Source organism: Stenotrophomonas sp. 2YAF26, from assembly GCF_052114625.1.
Lineage (GTDB): Bacteria > Pseudomonadota > Gammaproteobacteria > Xanthomonadales > Xanthomonadaceae > Stenotrophomonas > Stenotrophomonas indicatrix.
Window position 1 is genome coordinate 17,856 of sequence record NZ_JBFRFC010000012.1, and the last position, 15,903, is coordinate 33,758.

General features: G+C 63.6%; 15 protein-coding genes, 7 tRNA genes and 1 pseudogene. 10 read left to right on the forward strand and 13 right to left on the reverse strand.

Annotation, left to right across the window (positions count from 1 at the left end; all coding sequences use genetic code 11):
* Window positions 1–19: 19 nt before the first annotated feature.
* On the reverse strand, window positions 20–1,108 hold the full coding sequence (locus tag AB4Y98_RS13855) for a DUF5694 domain-containing protein (RefSeq protein WP_442244540.1): 1,089 nt from the start codon (window positions 1,106–1,108) through the stop codon (window positions 20–22).
* A 160-nt stretch (window positions 1,109–1,268) separates the two neighbouring features.
* Here AB4Y98_RS13855 and AB4Y98_RS13860 point away from each other — a divergent pair, with 160 nt between their 5' ends.
* Both AB4Y98_RS13860 and AB4Y98_RS13865 read left to right on the forward strand, forming a co-directional pair.
* Entirely contained in the window at window positions 1,269–1,562 is a 294-nt protein-coding gene (locus AB4Y98_RS13860; protein ID WP_312107448.1) for a hypothetical protein, read from the forward strand.
* Between the two features lie 254 nt (window positions 1,563–1,816).
* On the forward strand, window positions 1,817–3,658 hold the full coding sequence (locus tag AB4Y98_RS13865; protein ID WP_442244541.1) for a methyl-accepting chemotaxis protein: 1,842 nt from the start codon (window positions 1,817–1,819) through the stop codon (window positions 3,656–3,658).
* A gap of 148 nt (window positions 3,659–3,806) precedes the next feature.
* On the opposite strand, the pseudogene AB4Y98_RS13870 reads toward AB4Y98_RS13865, so the two are convergent.
* Window positions 3,807–4,226: pseudogene (locus tag AB4Y98_RS13870) on the reverse strand (GNAT family N-acetyltransferase); the annotation flags it as partial.
* Here AB4Y98_RS13870 and AB4Y98_RS13875 point away from each other — a divergent pair.
* Both AB4Y98_RS13875 and AB4Y98_RS13880 read left to right on the forward strand, forming a co-directional pair.
* Complete coding sequence (locus AB4Y98_RS13875; protein WP_442244542.1) at window positions 4,225–4,584, forward strand: hypothetical protein; 360 nt, start codon at window positions 4,225–4,227, stop codon at window positions 4,582–4,584. The pseudogene AB4Y98_RS13870 and the gene AB4Y98_RS13875 overlap by 2 nt on opposite strands.
* 145 nt (window positions 4,585–4,729) lie before the next feature.
* A complete protein-coding gene (locus tag AB4Y98_RS13880) occupies window positions 4,730–5,755 on the forward strand; it encodes a hypothetical protein (protein ID WP_442244543.1) in 1,026 nt (341 codons plus the stop codon).
* A gap of 249 nt (window positions 5,756–6,004) precedes the next feature.
* Here AB4Y98_RS13880 and AB4Y98_RS13885 read toward each other — a convergent pair whose 3' ends face one another.
* A complete protein-coding gene (locus AB4Y98_RS13885) occupies window positions 6,005–6,676 on the reverse strand; it encodes a hypothetical protein (RefSeq protein ID WP_442244544.1) in 672 nt (223 codons plus the stop codon).
* Between the two features lie 318 nt (window positions 6,677–6,994).
* On the opposite strand from AB4Y98_RS13885, the gene AB4Y98_RS13890 reads away from it, so the two are divergent.
* Window positions 6,995–8,118, forward strand: a protein-coding gene (locus AB4Y98_RS13890; protein WP_442244545.1) for an IS3 family transposase whose coding sequence is annotated in 2 segments (ribosomal slippage) — window positions 6,995–7,271 and window positions 7,271–8,118 — 1,125 coding nt in all. Because the reading frame shifts where the segments join, the coding sequence is not laid out codon by codon here.
* A 321-nt stretch (window positions 8,119–8,439) separates the two neighbouring features.
* On the opposite strand, the gene AB4Y98_RS13895 is transcribed toward AB4Y98_RS13890, so the two are convergent.
* A complete protein-coding gene (locus tag AB4Y98_RS13895; RefSeq protein ID WP_442244546.1) occupies window positions 8,440–8,925 on the reverse strand; it encodes a hypothetical protein in 486 nt (161 codons plus the stop codon).
* A gap of 162 nt (window positions 8,926–9,087) precedes the next feature.
* Window positions 9,088–9,173, reverse strand: a tRNA-Leu gene (locus AB4Y98_RS13900).
* Between the two features lie 138 nt (window positions 9,174–9,311).
* Between AB4Y98_RS13900 and AB4Y98_RS13905 the strand changes: the two genes are divergently transcribed.
* On the forward strand, window positions 9,312–9,692 hold the full coding sequence (locus AB4Y98_RS13905; protein ID WP_025879243.1) for a response regulator: 381 nt from the start codon (window positions 9,312–9,314) through the stop codon (window positions 9,690–9,692).
* A gap of 9 nt (window positions 9,693–9,701) precedes the next feature.
* Here AB4Y98_RS13905 and AB4Y98_RS13910 read toward each other — a convergent pair whose 3' ends face one another.
* Window positions 9,702–10,658 carry an SOS response-associated peptidase family protein gene (locus AB4Y98_RS13910; protein WP_442244547.1) on the reverse strand — a complete coding sequence of 319 codons (957 nt, stop codon included), beginning with the start codon at window positions 10,656–10,658 and terminating at the stop codon, window positions 9,702–9,704.
* Between the two features lie 78 nt (window positions 10,659–10,736).
* On the opposite strand from AB4Y98_RS13910, the gene AB4Y98_RS13915 reads away from it, so the two are divergent.
* The gene (locus AB4Y98_RS13915) at window positions 10,737–11,153 is read left to right on the forward strand and encodes a GNAT family N-acetyltransferase (protein ID WP_230110411.1); all 417 of its coding nucleotides are present in this window, start codon (window positions 10,737–10,739) and stop codon (window positions 11,151–11,153) included.
* Between the two features lie 63 nt (window positions 11,154–11,216).
* Here AB4Y98_RS13915 and AB4Y98_RS13920 read toward each other — a convergent pair.
* The 7 genes from AB4Y98_RS13920 to AB4Y98_RS13950 form a co-directional block, all read right to left on the reverse strand.
* Window positions 11,217–11,292: transfer RNA gene (locus AB4Y98_RS13920), tRNA-Glu, on the reverse strand.
* Between the two features lie 49 nt (window positions 11,293–11,341).
* Window positions 11,342–11,417, reverse strand: a tRNA-Ala gene (locus AB4Y98_RS13925).
* A 44-nt stretch (window positions 11,418–11,461) separates the two neighbouring features.
* Window positions 11,462–11,537 (reverse strand) — tRNA-Glu (locus AB4Y98_RS13930).
* Between the two features lie 49 nt (window positions 11,538–11,586).
* Window positions 11,587–11,662, reverse strand: a tRNA-Ala gene (locus tag AB4Y98_RS13935).
* Window positions 11,663–11,845: 183 nt separating this feature from the next.
* Window positions 11,846–11,921 (reverse strand) — tRNA-Glu (locus tag AB4Y98_RS13940).
* Window positions 11,922–11,974: 53 nt separating this feature from the next.
* Window positions 11,975–12,050: transfer RNA gene (locus AB4Y98_RS13945), tRNA-Ala, on the reverse strand.
* A gap of 144 nt (window positions 12,051–12,194) precedes the next feature.
* Window positions 12,195–12,593 carry a MerR family transcriptional regulator gene (locus AB4Y98_RS13950; RefSeq protein WP_089235984.1) on the reverse strand — a complete coding sequence of 133 codons (399 nt, stop codon included), beginning with the start codon at window positions 12,591–12,593 and terminating at the stop codon, window positions 12,195–12,197.
* Window positions 12,594–12,776: 183 nt separating this feature from the next.
* Here AB4Y98_RS13950 and AB4Y98_RS13955 point away from each other — a divergent pair, with 183 nt between their 5' ends.
* The 3 genes from AB4Y98_RS13955 (at window position 12,777) to dsbG (ending at window position 15,606) form a co-directional block, all read left to right on the forward strand.
* Entirely contained in the window at window positions 12,777–13,844 is a 1,068-nt protein-coding gene (locus tag AB4Y98_RS13955) for a GlxA family transcriptional regulator (RefSeq protein WP_353098342.1), read from the forward strand.
* Window positions 13,845–13,929: 85 nt separating this feature from the next.
* Window positions 13,930–14,733, forward strand: coding sequence for a redoxin family protein (locus tag AB4Y98_RS13960; RefSeq protein WP_442244548.1), 804 nt, complete (start codon window positions 13,930–13,932; stop codon window positions 14,731–14,733).
* 30 nt (window positions 14,734–14,763) lie between these two features.
* Complete coding sequence (gene dsbG / locus AB4Y98_RS13965) at window positions 14,764–15,606, forward strand: thiol:disulfide interchange protein DsbG (RefSeq protein WP_394197238.1); 843 nt, start codon at window positions 14,764–14,766, stop codon at window positions 15,604–15,606.
* The last annotated feature ends 297 nt before the right edge of the window (window positions 15,607–15,903 follow it).

The window sequence follows — 15,903 nt, forward strand, 5'->3', positions numbered from 1 at the left end:
CGCAGCTAGCGTTCCTCTCTCAGAGCAGCACTTCGTCCGAGCTGACCAGATGCACGTCGTGCATCATGTTGAGGTAGGCCTCGTAGTAGCCTTTGTGCGAAGCGCCAACGATGGCCAGCAGGCGCGTTCCCGGCCGCTGGCCCAGCACTTCGCGGATGTTGGCGACCATGCGCAGGTTGCGGGTTTCCCAGTAGCCCACATAGTTGCGACCAAAGCCCTGGGGAGAGGGTTCGACCAGCGCGGCTCCGAAGTCCGCCTGGTAGGCCTGCAAGCCGACGCCGGGGCGATTGTAGGCACGGTACAGCTCCAGCACGCCTCCGACCTTGCCGACATTTGCATACAGCGGTTCGTCGGCGTCCCGCCGTGCGTTTGCATGTGGATTGTCCCAGGCCGACATGATCGCTTCGCGTGCTGCCTTCTCGTCCTTGGGCGCGGTTGGCGAATCGGCGGTGTGGTCGTCCACTGCCCACAGGCGTTCCAGGCCCAGGCGGGCAGCGAGGACTGCCGCCACCAGGTTGGTTTCATTGCGGCGGGTCAGGCTCTTGTCGAGAATCTCGACCAGCGCAGCATCCAGCCCGTCGCCGGCGACGCGCTCCTGCACAGGCAGGCGTAGCCATTGCACCTGCGCCGATCCGCGCTCGCCAGCGGCCAGGAACACCGCAGCCAGATGCCGACGCTGCGCTGCTGTGGGGCTTGCCGGCCACGCCGACAGCAGGCGTCCCATCTCGACGTTGGCGTCGGGCACGTCGAGGCCGGTGGCGGCGCGGGCCGCGTCGGTGTCGAAGCAGTAGGTTTCAACGCTTTCGGCATAGCGGCCGGGATTGCGACGCATGAAGTCGCACTGCAGGCCGGACAGGTTTTCGGTGGCAATCGCCTCCGGGCGCCAACGTGCCAAGCGCTGCAGCAAGGGCTCCAGCAGGGCCGGCTCGAAGGTCTTTGGCAGTTCCGACAGATGTGCTGTCCCAAGCACCAGTACTTCGTTGTGGCGACCGGCGGGTGGCCCCTTCAGCTGGTCGGGATGGAAGCTGGGCCGGAACCCCGCGTCACTGGCCAATGCGCCGGCACTGCACAGGCTGAGGATGATGATGGCGCTCAAGCGTCGAAGCATGCTGCCTCCCAGGAAAGATCCAGTCAGTGGGCGCATGCTGCCGGCAGTGCGCAGGCAAAAGATGTCCCGATGGTCATTGCAACCTTATGCGTGCTTGCCGCATCCCCTTTCCGTCGGCGCTGGTCCAGAATGGTGGCTGGAAGACTTCCGGAAGCGCGTCATGGATGAAATCGCCACCATCGTAGCCGCAGGTGCCGTGCTGGGTGCACTGGCCGGCTGGATCGGGCCGGGCAGATGGCGGTGGCAGCTGTTGCGGCTGGCACCGTTGCTGCTGGTGCCGTTCGCGTTGTACATCCTTTCCACCCGCAACTGGTTCCTGGGCGGCGGCGGGCCACTGGTGGAACCCTCCCTGCTGGTCGTCTGCGGCAGTCTGGGCTACCTGCCGGGCGTGCTGGCAACGATGCTGCTGCGCTGGATTCTGCGGCGCGCTGCCGACCAGGGGCTGGCCCCCTAAAGTAGTTGGCCGCCCCGCCGATACCTTCTCTGGAGCCCGCTGCTGGCTCCCGCTGCCGGACCCGAGGCTGCCTCCGATGGGCGGCCCGTGCCGTGTGCTTTGCCGCTGTTTGATGACGATCGCAGCTGCCTTACTGTTTCTGCCAGTCGCTCGAGTGACGCCTTCCGGCGTCTGCAGTCCCAGGCAATCGAAGTTGCCGCCAGGCATCCCGCCCGGCGGGTCGCAACCGCTACCCGGACACCGAGGATCAGACGATGCTTATTTCAGGCTCCATGGAAGGTGCTCAGGCGCCGGCCGAAGTGCTCACCCGTTGGTCTCCCTTGCGCGCGCTGCGGGGGGTGTTGGGCAGGCAGCGCCGCGCCACGGAGGTGGCCGAGCAGCATCGGCGGCACGTCGAGCTTGAGGCCCAGGTGGCCGCACTGCACCGGGTGCAGGCGGTCATCGAGTTCGCCCTCGACGGCACGATCCTGCAGGCCAATGACAACTTCCTGCAGGCAGTGGGATATCGCCTGGATGAGATCCAGGGCAGGCATCATTCCCTGTTCGTCGATTCCGAGGACGCGCGCAGTAGTGGATACCGCGACTTCTGGGCGCGACTGGGTCGCGGTGAATTCGATGCAGGGCAGTACCGGCGCTTCGGCAAGGGTGGGCGCGAGATCTGGATCCAGGCGTCCTACAACCCGGTGCTTGACCAGCACGGGCGGCCATACAAGGTGGTCAAGTTCGCGACCGATATCACGGTGCAGAAGCAGCAGGCGGCCGAGTCGGCGGGGCAACTGGCGGCCATCGACAAATCGCAGGCGGTGATCGAGTTCAGCATGGATGGCTGCATCCTGGCGGCCAATGCGAACTTCCTGGCCGCCACCGGCTATACGCTGGAAGAGGTGCGTGGCCAGCATCATTCGCTGTTCGTCGAGCCCGACTACCGGGCCAGTGTCGAGTATCGGCGGTTCTGGGAGAAGCTCGGCTCCGGCGAGTACGACGCAGGCCAGTACCGTCGGCTGGGCAAAGGTGGCCGTGAAGTGTGGATCCAGGCGTCGTACAACCCGATTCTCGACGCCGGCGGGCGACCGTTCAAGGTCGTCAAATACGCCACCGACATCACCGCACAGGTGCATGAGAGCCAGGCCATGCAGCGCGCCGTGGCGCAGACACGCGAGGTGGTGGCGTCGGCGAAGGAGGGCGACCTGACCCGAAGCATTGCCATGGCTGACAAGAGCGGCCCGATCGCCGAACTCTGTGGCGGCGTCAACGCGCTGGTCGAAGCGATGGCGGGCATCATCGGTCAGATCAAGTTCGCCGCAGACACCATTGCGGTCGGTGCGAGCGAGATCGCCGAAGGCAACAATGACCTGTCCCAGCGCACCGAGCAGCAGGCGGCGTCGCTGGAAGAAACCGCCGTGTCGATGAAGGGGCTGGCCGAGACCGTGCAGCGCACCGCGACCAACGCGCGCCAGGCCAGCCAACTGGCCGGCGGCGCCGCCGATGTGGCCGCACGGGGTGGCCAGGTGGTACATGAAGTGGTCTCGACGATGGAGGTGATCAACGCGTCTTCGCGTCGTATCGTCGACATCATTGGTGTGATCGATGGCATTGCCTTCCAGACCAACATCCTGGCATTGAACGCGGCGGTGGAAGCGGCGCGTGCCGGTGAGCATGGTCGTGGTTTCGCCGTGGTTGCCACCGAGATCCGCGAGCTCTCGCATCGCTCGGCGGGTGCGGCAAAGGAAATCAAGCAGCTGATCGATGCGTCGGTTGCCAACGTCGGCGCCGGAACGGCGCAGGTCGAGAGCGCAGGGCGGACCATGGACGAGATCGTGGTCGACGTGCGTCGGGTCAGTGACCTGATGACCGAGATCAGTGCCGCTGCGCAACAGCAGAGCGACGACATCCAGCAGATGAACCATGCGGTGGATCTGATCGACCAGGGCACGCAGCAGAATGCGGCGCTGGTGGAAGAGGCCTCAGCGGCCGCGCGCAGCATGGAGGAGCAGTCCTCTCAGCTGTTGCAGACGGTGGCAGGGTTCCGTGTGCACGCGGGGGCCGGTGCAGGACATGGCCATGACGTGCATGCGCCGGCGCTGCGGGTGGTGTAGCGCGTAGAGCCGCGCCGGTCCATGGGGCGGCGCGGCTTTCGCCCTGGCCGCCATGCAACTGCGGGGGAGTGTGCGCATACATCCAGAAGTCGCGCGGTTGCCCGCGGACATGGCGATAGGAACGCAGCAATCCCTCGCGTTGCATGCCTGCGCGTTCGAGCACGGCAATCGATCGCAGATTGCTGTCGAGCACCGTGGCCTGGACGCGCACGCAACCCAGTGCGGCATGCGCCCAGGCAATGACCGCGCGCGCCGCCCCGGTCGCCAGCCCGCGTCCCTGGTGGGCCGGGGACAGGTCGTAGGCCAGTTCCGCGCGGTGGTGCTCGATGTCGATGTCGTTGAGGCCGACCGTGCCCAGCAACTGATCGTCGCTGTCGAGGATCGCCCAGCGGCGGCATCGTGTGTTGCGCGAATGGTCGAAGATCTGCCGCTGCAGGGCTTCCACAGAGACATCGCACCAGCTGGTGTGCTTGATCACGTCCGGCAGCGACAGGTAGACCACTAGGCTTCTGGACTCGCTGACGGGCCTCAACGCTGCCGCCTCGAAGGCAGATGCCTTTGGCGGCATGCTTGATCAGCTTGCCGAACTGGAGCGCGAATTCGGCGCATACCAGGCAGCGGCGCTTGCGCTGAGCCTTCGGATCGGGGAGATGGAGAAGCCCTCCCGTGATGTGCTGGCGGCTCAGCGTGATCTCCGGAAGGAAGGCGAGCGGCTCAAGAAAGCACTGAACGAGCAGTGGGAGGCGGTTGGCAACGGCCGTCGCTTCCCGCCGGCTGCGGTGGCTGGGCGAGATGCCGTCGATCCTGTCCGGTCGGGAGATCGCTTGGGCGAATGCGCCAGCTGGGCGTGCGGCGGTTCGTCTGCCATGGCGCGCTGCGCGCCAGGTGCCTTGGGGTGTTCGACCGAAGCCAGATCCTGGCCCTGACCCCGATCCTGGTGCGGGCTTCCCGCCGGGCAATTACGTGGGTCTCAGATTGGGGTGCTCCGTCATCGGCGTTCCAGGTCTCGCGCCCCTCAACCTTGGTATCGCGGCGTGCTACGTGGCGCGCCCTCAACGCAGGACCTATGTCGTGATCAACACGGTCTCTTTCGTGCGACTTCCCGATCGCACTCCCATCGAAGTGACACGCATCTCTCTCGCTGCCAGCCGGGGTGCATGGGGATGGACGTTCGACTTTGAGCTGGCCGATCCCAGCCAGCTTGCATTGCTCAAGCCCACAGCTGCTGGGCCCCGTCAATTCGAGATCACTCTCAACGGCTACGTCTGGACGGGTATTGTCGAGACGTTCCAGAAGCAGCGTGAGTTTGCCGGCGGCGGGGTGCGTCTGAGCGGAAGGTCGCGGACTGCGCTGCTGGCGGCGCCCTATGCTCCGGCACGGGTCAAGGCGAGCAGCGAAGATCGCAGCATGGCGCAGCTGGTCGCCGAGGAGCTGGCCGACACGGGCTTCGCCAGCGACTATCAGACGGTGGACTGGAACGTGCCGGCTGGGGCGTGGTTCTACGACGCCAGCACGCCCCTTGACGCCATCAGCACCCTGGCGGAAGCGAGCGGGGCTGTAGTGCAGTCCCACCCCGCCGAACTGGCTCTCACTGTCCGTCCTGCCTATCCGTCCAGCCCGTGGCTCTGGCGGGAGACCGCGCCCGACCATGTGCTGCAGGAAGACATCGTGCTGACCGAGAGCCTGCAGATGCGCAGCGCCCCGCTTTACGACGCGGTCGTGGTCACGGGAGAGCTGGCGGGGAAAGGGGTGACCTGCAAAGTCCGCCGGGCTGGCGAGGCCGGGCAACTGTTCGCCCCCCAGGCCAGCAGCCCACTGATCAACGTGGCGGCGGCCGGCGCGGAGCGCGGGCGGAACATCCTATGTGATCGCGGCGAGCAGGCAGCCGTCGACCTGACCGTGCCCCTGTTCGCCAAGCCGCTCAAGGTCGGGGAAGTGGGCGTGATTATGCCGCTAGACCTGGTCCAGTTCGTTGGCTCGGAAGGTACCTGGCACGGCCAGTGCGAGTCGCTGCGTATCGAGGTGACGGTTGAGCAGCAGGCCGTCGTGATTGAGCAAACCGCCACCCTTGAGAGGCACTACACCGATGCGGACTGACTTGTGGGATCAATTCGGCGACCTGGTCGGCGGCAGCCCAAGGCTGCTGGCTACCGTGACTGCACACAATACCGATGGAACCAGCACCCTCACCACGTATGACGGCGTGCAGATGAGGGCATTCGGGCAATTGCAGTTGACGATCCCCTATAACGCTTGGGTGCGTGGAGGCCGGTTGGTCGAGGCGGCACCAAACCTCCCACTCTTGGAGATCAGCGTCTGAAGCGAACGACTATCGATTTCGGCTCATTAACAGATCGGTGGCGTGTACAAAAAAGGACGCCAGTTCAGGTGCATGGTCAGGTAGGCGAACGTCGCCAAGGCGACTGAGGCGATCACGAACGCGGCCCACCTCCAGCCAATTGTCTGTTCAGCCTTACCGCCATAGAAAATAATGCTGAATGTAAGTTTTTGGATGGACGATAGAGTCAGGCACAGGGGCAGCATCCACAGGACGGATGGGTTTGCCTTGAAGTGGATTGCAGTTGCTAAGCCCACCCCGCCCACCGCGAGGGGTAGCTGGACGCTGAACTCGGCCATGCCCTTGTATGAGCTCGTTAGAATCTCTCTGAGTAAACCTTGCTTTCCGGTCCTGGGAAGCCAGATGAGACACAGTAGAACGAGTAGGCCTGCTTGAACTAGCAGTAGTTGTGACACCGCCATGAGCGGCAACGAGGCGATGCCCGAAAGTGCTTGGCATGCAACCTCCGAAACGTCTCCTTGGGCTGTTTTGTGGATAAACAGAAGCAGCAGTGCGCCGATGCCAATGCCGACGACGGTAAGTGCAGAGGTAATATTGAATTTGAGCGCGGATTGCCAGAATTCTTTCCAGTCAATAGCGATCTTGTTTGCATTCCTCGACGCTATCAGGGAGCGCAGTAGCCGACTGCCAGTCCGGTCTTTGTCCAATTTGACGTCCATTCTTACTCGGCTCGCTTTGCCCTTCCTGAGTAGCGGCTATCGGCAGTGATGCCTGCTTCTTTAGGTTGGTACCGTTGGTCTAAGTGGTGAATTCGTAGCGACACCGGGTCATTCCAGCGCACTGAGCTGTTCACACTCCCACAACGCGGCCTGCGGCCAGATTGCGGCCATGTGCTATTCCGCCCAAATCGAAGCCGCCTACCAGAAGCTGGTTCGCATGACCGGCGCCACGCTGTCTCTGCAGGAGTTCGCCGCCCTCTACGCCCACCGACGTCCCCCCGAGATTGAGTAGCGAAGCGGTTTGGAGTCCAATCCTCAATGAGAAGGAGATTGGACGTGAAGAAGCGCTTTTCCGAAGAGCAGATCATCGGCTTCCTACGCGAAGCTGAGGCCGGCATGCCCATCAAGGACCTCTGCCGCCAGCATGGCTTTAGCGAGGCCTCGTACTACCTGTGGCGCAGCAAGTTCGGCGGCATGAGCGTGCCCGACGCCAAGCGGCTCAAGGACCTGGAGGCGGAGAACACACGCCTGAAGAAGCTACTGGCAGAACAGGTCTTCGAGAACGACGTCATCAAGGATGCGTTGCGAAAAAAGTGGTGACCGCACCGGCGCGCAGGCTGCTGGTGCGGAGCATGGTCGAGAAGGGATTGAGCGAGCGGCGAGCGCTGACGGTGGTGCGGATGAGCGCTAGCGCGCTGCGCTATGAGCCTCGGGCCGACCGCAACGTTGAGCTGCGCGAGCAGATCGCTGCGCTGGCGCATCGGCACAGACGCTACGGGGTGGGCATGATCCATTTGAAACTGCGGCAGGAAGGGCTTGTCGTGAACTACAAGCGAGTGGAGCGCCTGTATCAGGAAGCGGGCCTGCAGGTGCGTCGCAGAAAGCGTAAGAAGGTGCCGATAGGCGAGCGCCAGCCCCTCCTGCGGCCGTCCGCTGCCAATGAGGTGTGGTCGATGGACTTCGTGTTCGACCGCACCGCGGAAGGCCGGGTGATCAAGTGCCTGACCATCGTCGACGACGCCACCCACGAGGCTGTGGCCATCGAAGTGGAGCGGGCAATTTCCGGGCAAGGCGTGTCCAGGGTGCTGGACAGGCGGGCCATGCAGCGCGGCTTGCCACGAGTGATCAGGACAGACAACGGCAAGGAGTTTTGCGGTAAGGCGATGGTGGCCTGGGCTCACGAAAAGGAAGTTGCCCTGCGTCTGATCGAACCGGGCAAGCCGAACCAGAATGCTTACGTCGAGTCTTTCAACGGGCGTTTACGCGATGAATGCCTCAACGAGCACTGGTTCCCGACATTGCTTCATGCCCGTACCAGCATCGAAAGCTGGCGGCGCGACTACAACGAAGAAAGGCCCAAAAGAGCGCTTGGCGGACTAACGCCCGCCCAGTACGCCGCGCAGTTGGCGACGAAGAAAGATAACATCAGCACCGGACTCTAAACCCGCCCACTACTCAAGCCGGGGGGACGTCGCGTCCACCGAACTGCCTCCGCCGATTCCCGGATTGCCGCCCACCCCGGAGCAGCTGCAACAAGCCCGGCGCTTGGCTGAGGCCGGGACGACGGAGCTCGAACGGGTCAAGGAAGCGCTCGAGCCGCCCAAACCCCCGGCGGGGACCAAGCCCAGAGCGAAGGATCCGCAGAAGGCGCGGGTGAGGGCAGGGCTGCAGCAGATGCGGCGGGGTGTTTAGGCCTTTCCTGCTTCACCCTATCCGCCGCACCAATTGGTGCGGGCGGATAGAGTGCGGGCTGAGAAAAGGGTTTACTGCTCTTGCTCAGTGAGCCATGCCTGGACAGCGCGCAATTCGTCCTGATCTTGGTACTTTGGCTTACACCGCAGCTCGAACACACCGTTGGCAATAGCGGCTTCCAGCGAGAGCCGGGTTGCCTCGTACTGCGGAATGTACAGCCGCTTGATCAGGTCCAGAACTTCTTCTGGCTCTTCGAAGCGCTTATCAGAGAGGAACTCAAGTAGCCGCGTAAGACCGTCAGGGCCGACGAACATCGAGAGCGGGAGGTCCGAAACTGTCCAGCCCTTAAGGGCATGCCAGTGGGCCTCATCGTGATAGCAGGCATTCCTTCGGCCCGCTCGCGGCGAAGAATGTCGAGTGTGGACAAGGCGCAGCTGGTGCAAGCTGCCTTCGATGGGTTCTGCTGAAACCCCGCTCAGCCACTCCACCCAGCCATCCTCAACGCTGAGGATTGGTTCGCCACACTGATCGCATTTCCACGGTGGATTGACTTCCATAGCTCCCCCTACTCCATTGTGAATGCCCCTTTTACCTCGGAGGCAACCGTGCGGCAAGAGAGGTGGAGAGGATCAAGCAGATAGAGGAAAAATGAGTGGAGTCGGACGATTCACGACTTCATTACGCCATTTCCTTGCGAGCCCTTATCACGCAAGGGTCTTTGGTGCCGGTGAAAGGACTCGAACCTTCATGGGGTCACCCCCGGCTGATTTTGAGTCAGCTGCGTATACCATTCCGCCACACCGGCAGCAGCGGGCTAGTGTACCCGAGCCCGGCGGGCGTTCATAGAGGTGCGGGCGAACGGGGCCGAAATGGCTTCAAATTGTCGGTATCGGCCGACTGCTGGCTATACTGGCAAGGCTTAACAGGCACGGAGCGATAGCCTATGTCAGCGTTGCAGGACCTGCGGGTGCTGGTAGTGGAGAACGACGAGATGAGTGCGGCGCTGCTGCAGATGCAGCTGGTGCATTCCGGTGCTCTGGTCGTTGGTCTTGCCGCGTCCGTTGCCGAGGCCCTGCGCCTGCTGGAAGAGGCCAGCCCTGACGTGGCCCTGCTGGATTACCGGTTGGCCCACAACGAGACCAGTGAACCGGTCGCTGCGGCGCTGGCCGCGCGCGGGGTGCCGTTCGTGCTCGCCACCGGCATGACCGCCGAACAACTGCCGGTCGCGATGCGATCGGGTGTGCTGTTGATCAAGCCCTATCTGTCGGCGGAACTGTCCAAGGCCTTGGTTCGCGCAGTGGGGCGTTCCAGCGCCAACGCCTGATCCGACCGCTCAGGCGGCTTCTTCGTAGACATAACGGATCTCCTCGCGGTCGTCGAGGATGGCGTACTGCGCCGCCAGGTTGTCCGGGTCCGGGTTGAGCCATGCGTCCAGATGCTCGGTGCGGATCGGCAGTACTCCCCGGTCATGGCCGGCAGCGGCGACATCGATTGACGGTCCATCGGTGATGGTGGCGAACGACAGCAGGCGTCCTTCCGGACCGTCCCATTCCGCCCACAGGCAGGCCAGCAACAAGTCGCGCGGCGGATCAGGGCGGAACTCCAGCACCACGTCCTGTTCCTTCTCGTCGTTGTGCAAGGTGCGGCCGGCAATGGCGTGGCGAGGCACGTGTTCGTAGAAGGCCTGAACCACCACCACGCCATGGCGCAGCCCGAAGGCCCCGCGCCAATAGCCTTCCAGGCTGTCCCGCCGCGCATTGTAGGTGCCCGGGTAGAGCACATCGTTGCGCGCGGGCTTGTCCGGCAGCCGGCATTGATAGCGCATCGGCTTGATCACGCGCCGGCCCTTTTCGCTGACCATCACCGGCGCGTAGGTGCCGGGAAAAATACGGTTGTCGCGTGGCAGCAGCTGTTCCCGATGCAGGTCGTCCAGCCGTGCCTGCGCGCGGTCGATGCGGTTACCGGCAACGCGCAGGTCATTGCGCGCCTTCTGCGTGGGTCGGGTGGCCAGGGTCGCATTGGCGATGTCGCGACGCTCAAGCTGCCGCTCCAGCTCGGCCTGCAGCTGCTGCCGCTCCTGTGCATGCCATTGCTGGATCTTCGCCACGATGTCGCGGCCCAGTTCGGTGCGCGCACCGGCAAATCCGTCGTCCATCGCTTTCGGCGTTTTCGGTCGTTTCTTGCCGGGATCATGCGCATAGAGTTCGGCGAACTCCTCCAGGGAGAGGACGGCGCCGAACTCGCGCACGAGCTTGGCGTAGTCGGCGCGGATCAGGGCGGAATAGCACATGGGACTCTGCTGGAAGATGGGTCGCAGCGGCTGCGACGAGGATGCGGCAGGATAGCCCGACCTTCCAGGAGACGTTGCATGAATGATCCAGAGACGATCCAGTTCCGCGAAGCGGTGCCGACGGTCGAAGACTACTGCCAGCTGCGCGCATTGGCTGGTCTCAGCGCAAAGACCCACGAGGCGGCGACGCGGGCATTGCCCAACACCGTTTTCGGCGTCTGTGCCTACCAGGGCAGCGAGCTGGTAGCGATGGGCCGGATCATCGGCGATGGCGGTTGCCATCTGCAGGTCTGCGATATCGCCGTGCTGCCGCGTCTGCAGGGGCAGGGTCTGGGCAAGGCGGTGATGCAGCGTCTGAGCGACTGGATGCAGGGCAACCTGCCGCCGTCGGCGTACGTGAGTCTGTTGGCCGATGGCGAAGCGCATCGGCTGTATGCGCAGTTTGGCTTTGCGCCGACCGCGCCAGCCTCGATCGGCATGTATCGCCGGTTCTGAGGTGCGGTCACCGCGGAATCGCAGGCAAAGAAAAACCCCGGCCGAAGCCGGGGTTTCAAAGATTGGCGTCCCCACGGGGATTCGAACCCCGGTCGCCACCGTGAAAGGGTGATGTCCTAGGCCTCTAGACGATGGGGACGCACGAAAAACTTCAAGTTGTAGAACTTTCGACGGCCTAATGCCGAAAGTGGTGGAGCCAAGCGGGATCGAACCGCTGACCTCCTGCATGCCATGCAGGCGCTCTCCCAGCTGAGCTATGGCCCCATGAAACTTCGGATTCCTGCTGGGAGCAGGGTCCTCTTTGAAACTGGCGTCCCCACGGGGATTCGAACCCCGGTCGCCACCGTGAAAGGGTGATGTCCTAGGCCTCTAGACGATGGGGACGCACGAAAAACTTCAAGTTGTAGAACTCTCGACGGCCTAATGTCGAAAGTGGTGGAGCCAAGCGGGATCGAACCGCTGACCTCCTGCATGCCATGCAGGCGCTCTCCCAGCTGAGCTATGGCCCCGTGTTACCGAGCCGCCTATCATACCTGCCTGTTCACATTTGTGGAAGCTTTTTTTGAAGCTTTTTCGTCGAATCGTTCATTGCCACAAGGGCAGGGAGCGTTCCGACGCCACAACCTGAATGCCGGTGGGCGGTGAACAAAAAAGACCCGGTTATCGGCCGGGTCCTCGTTGTTCATGATGAGTGGCGTCCCCACGGGGATTCGAACCCCGGTCGCCACCGTGAAAGGGTGATGTCCTAGGCCTCTAGACGATGGGGACGCAGATCTCATCAATGTTCTTTGCGACCTTTCGACGGCCTAATGCCGAAAGTATGGTGGAGCCAAGCGGGATCGAACCGCTGACCTCCTGCATGCCATGCAGGCGCTCTCCCAGCTGAGCTATGGCCCCACGTCGCTGAGGAGCGAAATAATAGCTGTGCCCCCGGGGGTTGGCAAGCGCTTTGTTGCACTTTTCTTCACGTAGCGCGCGCGGTGGCGCAGCTGCGTTTTCTGCATGCCGGGCAGTACATGTGTCGATGCAGATGCGAAGGGTTCAGCGGTCTTCCCCGGTCAGCGCTGCCAGGATCGGGCACTGGTCGAGCGCGCCATGTCCGGGGCAGGCATCGACCAGCTGGGAGAGCGCGCCATGCATGCGCTGCAGCTCTGCCATCCGCAGTTCGATGTCCTGCAGGCGTATCCGTGCAGTGTCACGCACGCTGCCCATGTCCTGCGGGGGATGGTCGCTGAGGGAAAGCAGTTCACCGATTTCATCGAGACTGAAGCCCAATGCCTTTGCCCGACGGATGAAGCGCAGGCGTCGCAGGTCCTGCTCGCCGAAGATTCGGTAGCCGCCTGCCGAGCGCGCGGCGGTAGGCAGAAGCTGCTGACGTTCGTAATAGCGGACGGTATCGATGGGAACGCCGGCCTGACGTGCCAACTGACCAATGTTCACGGCGGACTCCTTTGGACCTGCCGTGCATAGTCATCCCTGGACTCTGGTCAAGAGTCAAGGCTTTGCCAGCGTCGCCTATTCAGCACACTTTGCAACTTTCTTCATAGCCCCCAGGGCAAGGCAGTTCCTACCCTTCGCCTGAACCGGCCGCTCGACGGCCTGAACCGGAAGAGGAGGTGGGGAGTGGAGGGAATCAGGAACGAAGGATTCGTCGAGGTTGCGGTGGTGGAATACCCCGGAGGCGACCCGTCGGCCGCATCGGTGCTTGCGGAAATGGCGCACGTCGCCAATCGTCTGGTGCAGCAGCAGCGCCGACCCTGCAAACGGGTGCTGGTTACCCGCTGGATCGTGCCCGCCAGCAACACCGGGGTGCATCGCATTGCCGGTGCGGAGATGCTGGATGCGGCAATTCCTGCGGTGATCGCCTTGCCGGGTCAGGTCAGTTCCAGCGCGTCGGTGCGTGCCGAGGATGTTCTGCTGGATTGGTTGCGAGCCCATTACGACGGTGGCAGCCTGCTGGCCGCCGCGGGCGACGGGGTCAGTGTGCTGGCGCGGGCCGGTCTGCTGACGGGGCGCACGGTATCCGGCCCTGACCTCAACCGTCATCCGGCGCTGCAGGTGCAGGTCGGCAGCTGGGCGCCCAGTGAACGCGCGCTCGTCGATGATGGTGATCTGCTTACCGTGGGCGGCGCACAGGCGTGGCGCTTCCTTGGCTTGCGCCTGCTTTACCGGCTCCACGGCCAGGGCGTGGCCAGCGCGGTGGCACAGCAGTTGGGGATCGTGGTGCCAGTGGGCATCCAGCAGGATCTGGAGCGTTTCAGCGCCAATTTCGCTCATGGTGACCGCGACGTGCTGAAGGCACAGCGCTGGCTGCATACCACGGCTGCACGTGGCGCCACGCTGGGTGCGATCTGTGAAATCTCGGGACTGGAGCCGCGGACGCTGCAGCGTCGTTTCCTGAAGGCGACCGGGCTGCGACCCATCGAGTACTGCCAGCGACTGCGCGTGGCCAAAGCACAGACCTTGCTGCAACAGGGCGCCAGCATCGACGAGGTTGCCTGGGGTGTGGGTTACGCGGATCAAAGCGCATTCCGCCGGCTGTTCCTGCGCATCGTCGGCATGACACCCGCCAACTATCGTCGCCACGTCAGCAGCAAGCGCCGCGATCGACCGCTGACGCCTGCCGTGGCCGGCAGCCTGCGTGGGTTGAGCGCCTCACCGGGCACACAACTGGGACGCAACGCCGCTTGATGAACGATGTTGGATGCGTCGTGCTTGCATCGCGGGCACGACGCTTTGACCATGCAGGTCTCTGCAGGCGAGTGCGGGTGAATTGATGTCGAGTATTGGGCCGGTGCCGATGCCGGTGGTGTTGATCCTGATCTTCCTGCTGCTGGCAATGGCCATTGCGCGGATCTGGTCGCGTGGCAAGCCTGGTCCAGCCCGGCCGCCCGCGGCTGGAATGGTGCTGGACATGTTGCTGGTGGGGCTGCTCTGTGGCCGGCTGTCCTTTGTCGCAGCGCATTTCAGCCTCTACCGCGAAGTCCCCTGGAGCGTGCTGCAGATTACCGATGGCGGGTACCACCTGCCCGTCGTCGTTGGCGCTGGATTTGCCTGGGCGCTGTGGCGGTTGCGCAGGCAGCGCCCGTTGATGACGCCGGTGCTGGCAGCTGCACTGATTGGGCTGTTGTTGTGGGGCGGGGCAAGCCAGGGGCTGGCGTACTGGCAGGCAAAGCAGATGCCACTGCCCACACTGCAGGTGGTCGACCTGCAGGGCAGGGCGATTGACCTGCAGCAGTTTCATGGCAAGCCTCTGGTACTGAACCTTTGGGCCAGCTGGTGTGGCCCGTGCCGCCGGGAGATGCCGGTGCTGGCGACGGCCCAGCAGAAACATGCCGATATCCAGTTCGTCTTCCTCAACCAGGGCGAGACCCTGGCGGAGGTCCAGACCTTTCTTGCCGCTGAACACATCGCGCTGGGCAACGTCCTGCTGGATGAGGCGTCGGCTGCGTCGGCCACGCTGGACGTCCGGGCTTTTCCTTCCACGTTGTTCTTCGATGCGCAGGGGCAGTTGCAGGAGCTTCATCTCGGCGAACTGACCCAGGCCGGTCTTGAACACAAACTGCGCCGGCTGCGGTAGCCTGCGCTGGCATCCCACTACGGAGTTTCCATGTTGTCGATTTCCCCGCGCATCGCGCATACGCTGATGCTGCCGGCCATGCTGGCGCTGGCTGCCTGCAGCCAGGCACAGACCCCACCGGGCAAGGGTGCCGCTGCACCGGCAACGGCTTCGGCAACGGCAGCCGCCAGGAAGGGTGAGTTGCCGGCTGTCCTGAAGGGCATCGAGAAGCATGGCTTCGAGGTGGTCTCCGAGTTCGACGCGCCGGGCGGCCTGCGCGGCTTTGCCGGCATGGTTGGCGGCCAGCAGCCGGCGGCGGCTTACGTGACCGCCGATGGCAAGCATGTGCTGGTGGGCAGCCTGTTCGACGCCGAGGGCAACGAAGTTGCAGCCGAGACGCTGGAGAAGCTGGTTGCCGCGCCGATGTCGGCCAAGATGTGGAGCAAGCTGGAGACCAGTGCCTGGGTACGCGATGGCAAGGCCGAAGCGCCGCGCGTGGTGTACACCTTCAGTGATGCCAACTGTCCTTATTGCCACAAATTCTGGGAGGCGGCACGGCCCTGGGTCGACGCAGGAAAGGTGCAGTTGCGCCACATCATGGTCGGCGTGATCCGTGAGGACAGTCCGGCCAAGGCGGCGGCGATCATGGCCGCACGCGATCCCAGTGCCGCACTGCTGGAGAACGAGCATCAGTTCGATCGTGGTGGCATCAAGCCGCTGCCCAGCATCAGCCGGGAGATCGCGGCCAAGCTGGATGCCAACCAGGTGCTGATGGTGGAGATGGGCTTCCAGGGCACGCCGGGCATCCTGTTCCAGGATGCACAGGGCCAGGTGCAGCGACGTGCCGGCCTTCCGCAGGGCAATGATCTGCAGGCGGTACTCGGCCCGCGCTGAGGCCCCCGGGCTGCTGAACCGAGTGACAGGCCCACATGGCGACATGTGGGCCTGTTGCTTTCTGCGACAGTCCCGGCGAAGAGGGCTGCGCACGTCACGAACAGATGTCACGTCTGAATCGTGACTGACATCAAGCATTTCGCTTTGATCCCAATCAAGGCCAAAAACGACAGTCGAACTAGCCTTGGCGCATGGAATACAGCGTCACTGCGCTATGGATGCCGCACACGTCATGCCCTCGAGAGGGCGTGCGCGCAATGCCATTCACGACACTCTCACCCAGCGCTTGTTACCCAG

Bases quoted from the DNA above. Each gene is read 5' to 3' on its own strand.
- AB4Y98_RS13855 (WP_442244540.1), bottom strand. From the start codon at position 1,108: ATGCTTCGACGCTTGAGCGCCATCATCATCCTCAGCCTGTGCAGTGCC.
- AB4Y98_RS13860 (WP_312107448.1), top strand. From the start codon at position 1,269: ATGGATGAAATCGCCACCATCGTAGCCGCAGGTGCCGTGCTGGGTGCA.
- AB4Y98_RS13865 (WP_442244541.1), top strand. From the start codon at position 1,817: ATGCTTATTTCAGGCTCCATGGAAGGTGCTCAGGCGCCGGCCGAAGTG.
- AB4Y98_RS13875 (WP_442244542.1), top strand. From the start codon at position 4,225: ATGCTTGATCAGCTTGCCGAACTGGAGCGCGAATTCGGCGCATACCAG.
- AB4Y98_RS13885 (WP_442244544.1), bottom strand. From the start codon at position 6,676: ATGGACGTCAAATTGGACAAAGACCGGACTGGCAGTCGGCTACTGCGC.
- AB4Y98_RS13895 (WP_442244546.1), bottom strand. From the start codon at position 8,925: ATGGAAGTCAATCCACCGTGGAAATGCGATCAGTGTGGCGAACCAATC.
- AB4Y98_RS13905 (WP_025879243.1), top strand. From the start codon at position 9,312: ATGTCAGCGTTGCAGGACCTGCGGGTGCTGGTAGTGGAGAACGACGAG.
- AB4Y98_RS13910 (WP_442244547.1), bottom strand. From the start codon at position 10,658: ATGTGCTATTCCGCCCTGATCCGCGCCGACTACGCCAAGCTCGTGCGC.
- AB4Y98_RS13915 (WP_230110411.1), top strand. From the start codon at position 10,737: ATGAATGATCCAGAGACGATCCAGTTCCGCGAAGCGGTGCCGACGGTC.
- AB4Y98_RS13960 (WP_442244548.1), top strand. From the start codon at position 13,930: ATGTCGAGTATTGGGCCGGTGCCGATGCCGGTGGTGTTGATCCTGATC.
- dsbG (WP_394197238.1), top strand. From the start codon at position 14,764: ATGTTGTCGATTTCCCCGCGCATCGCGCATACGCTGATGCTGCCGGCC.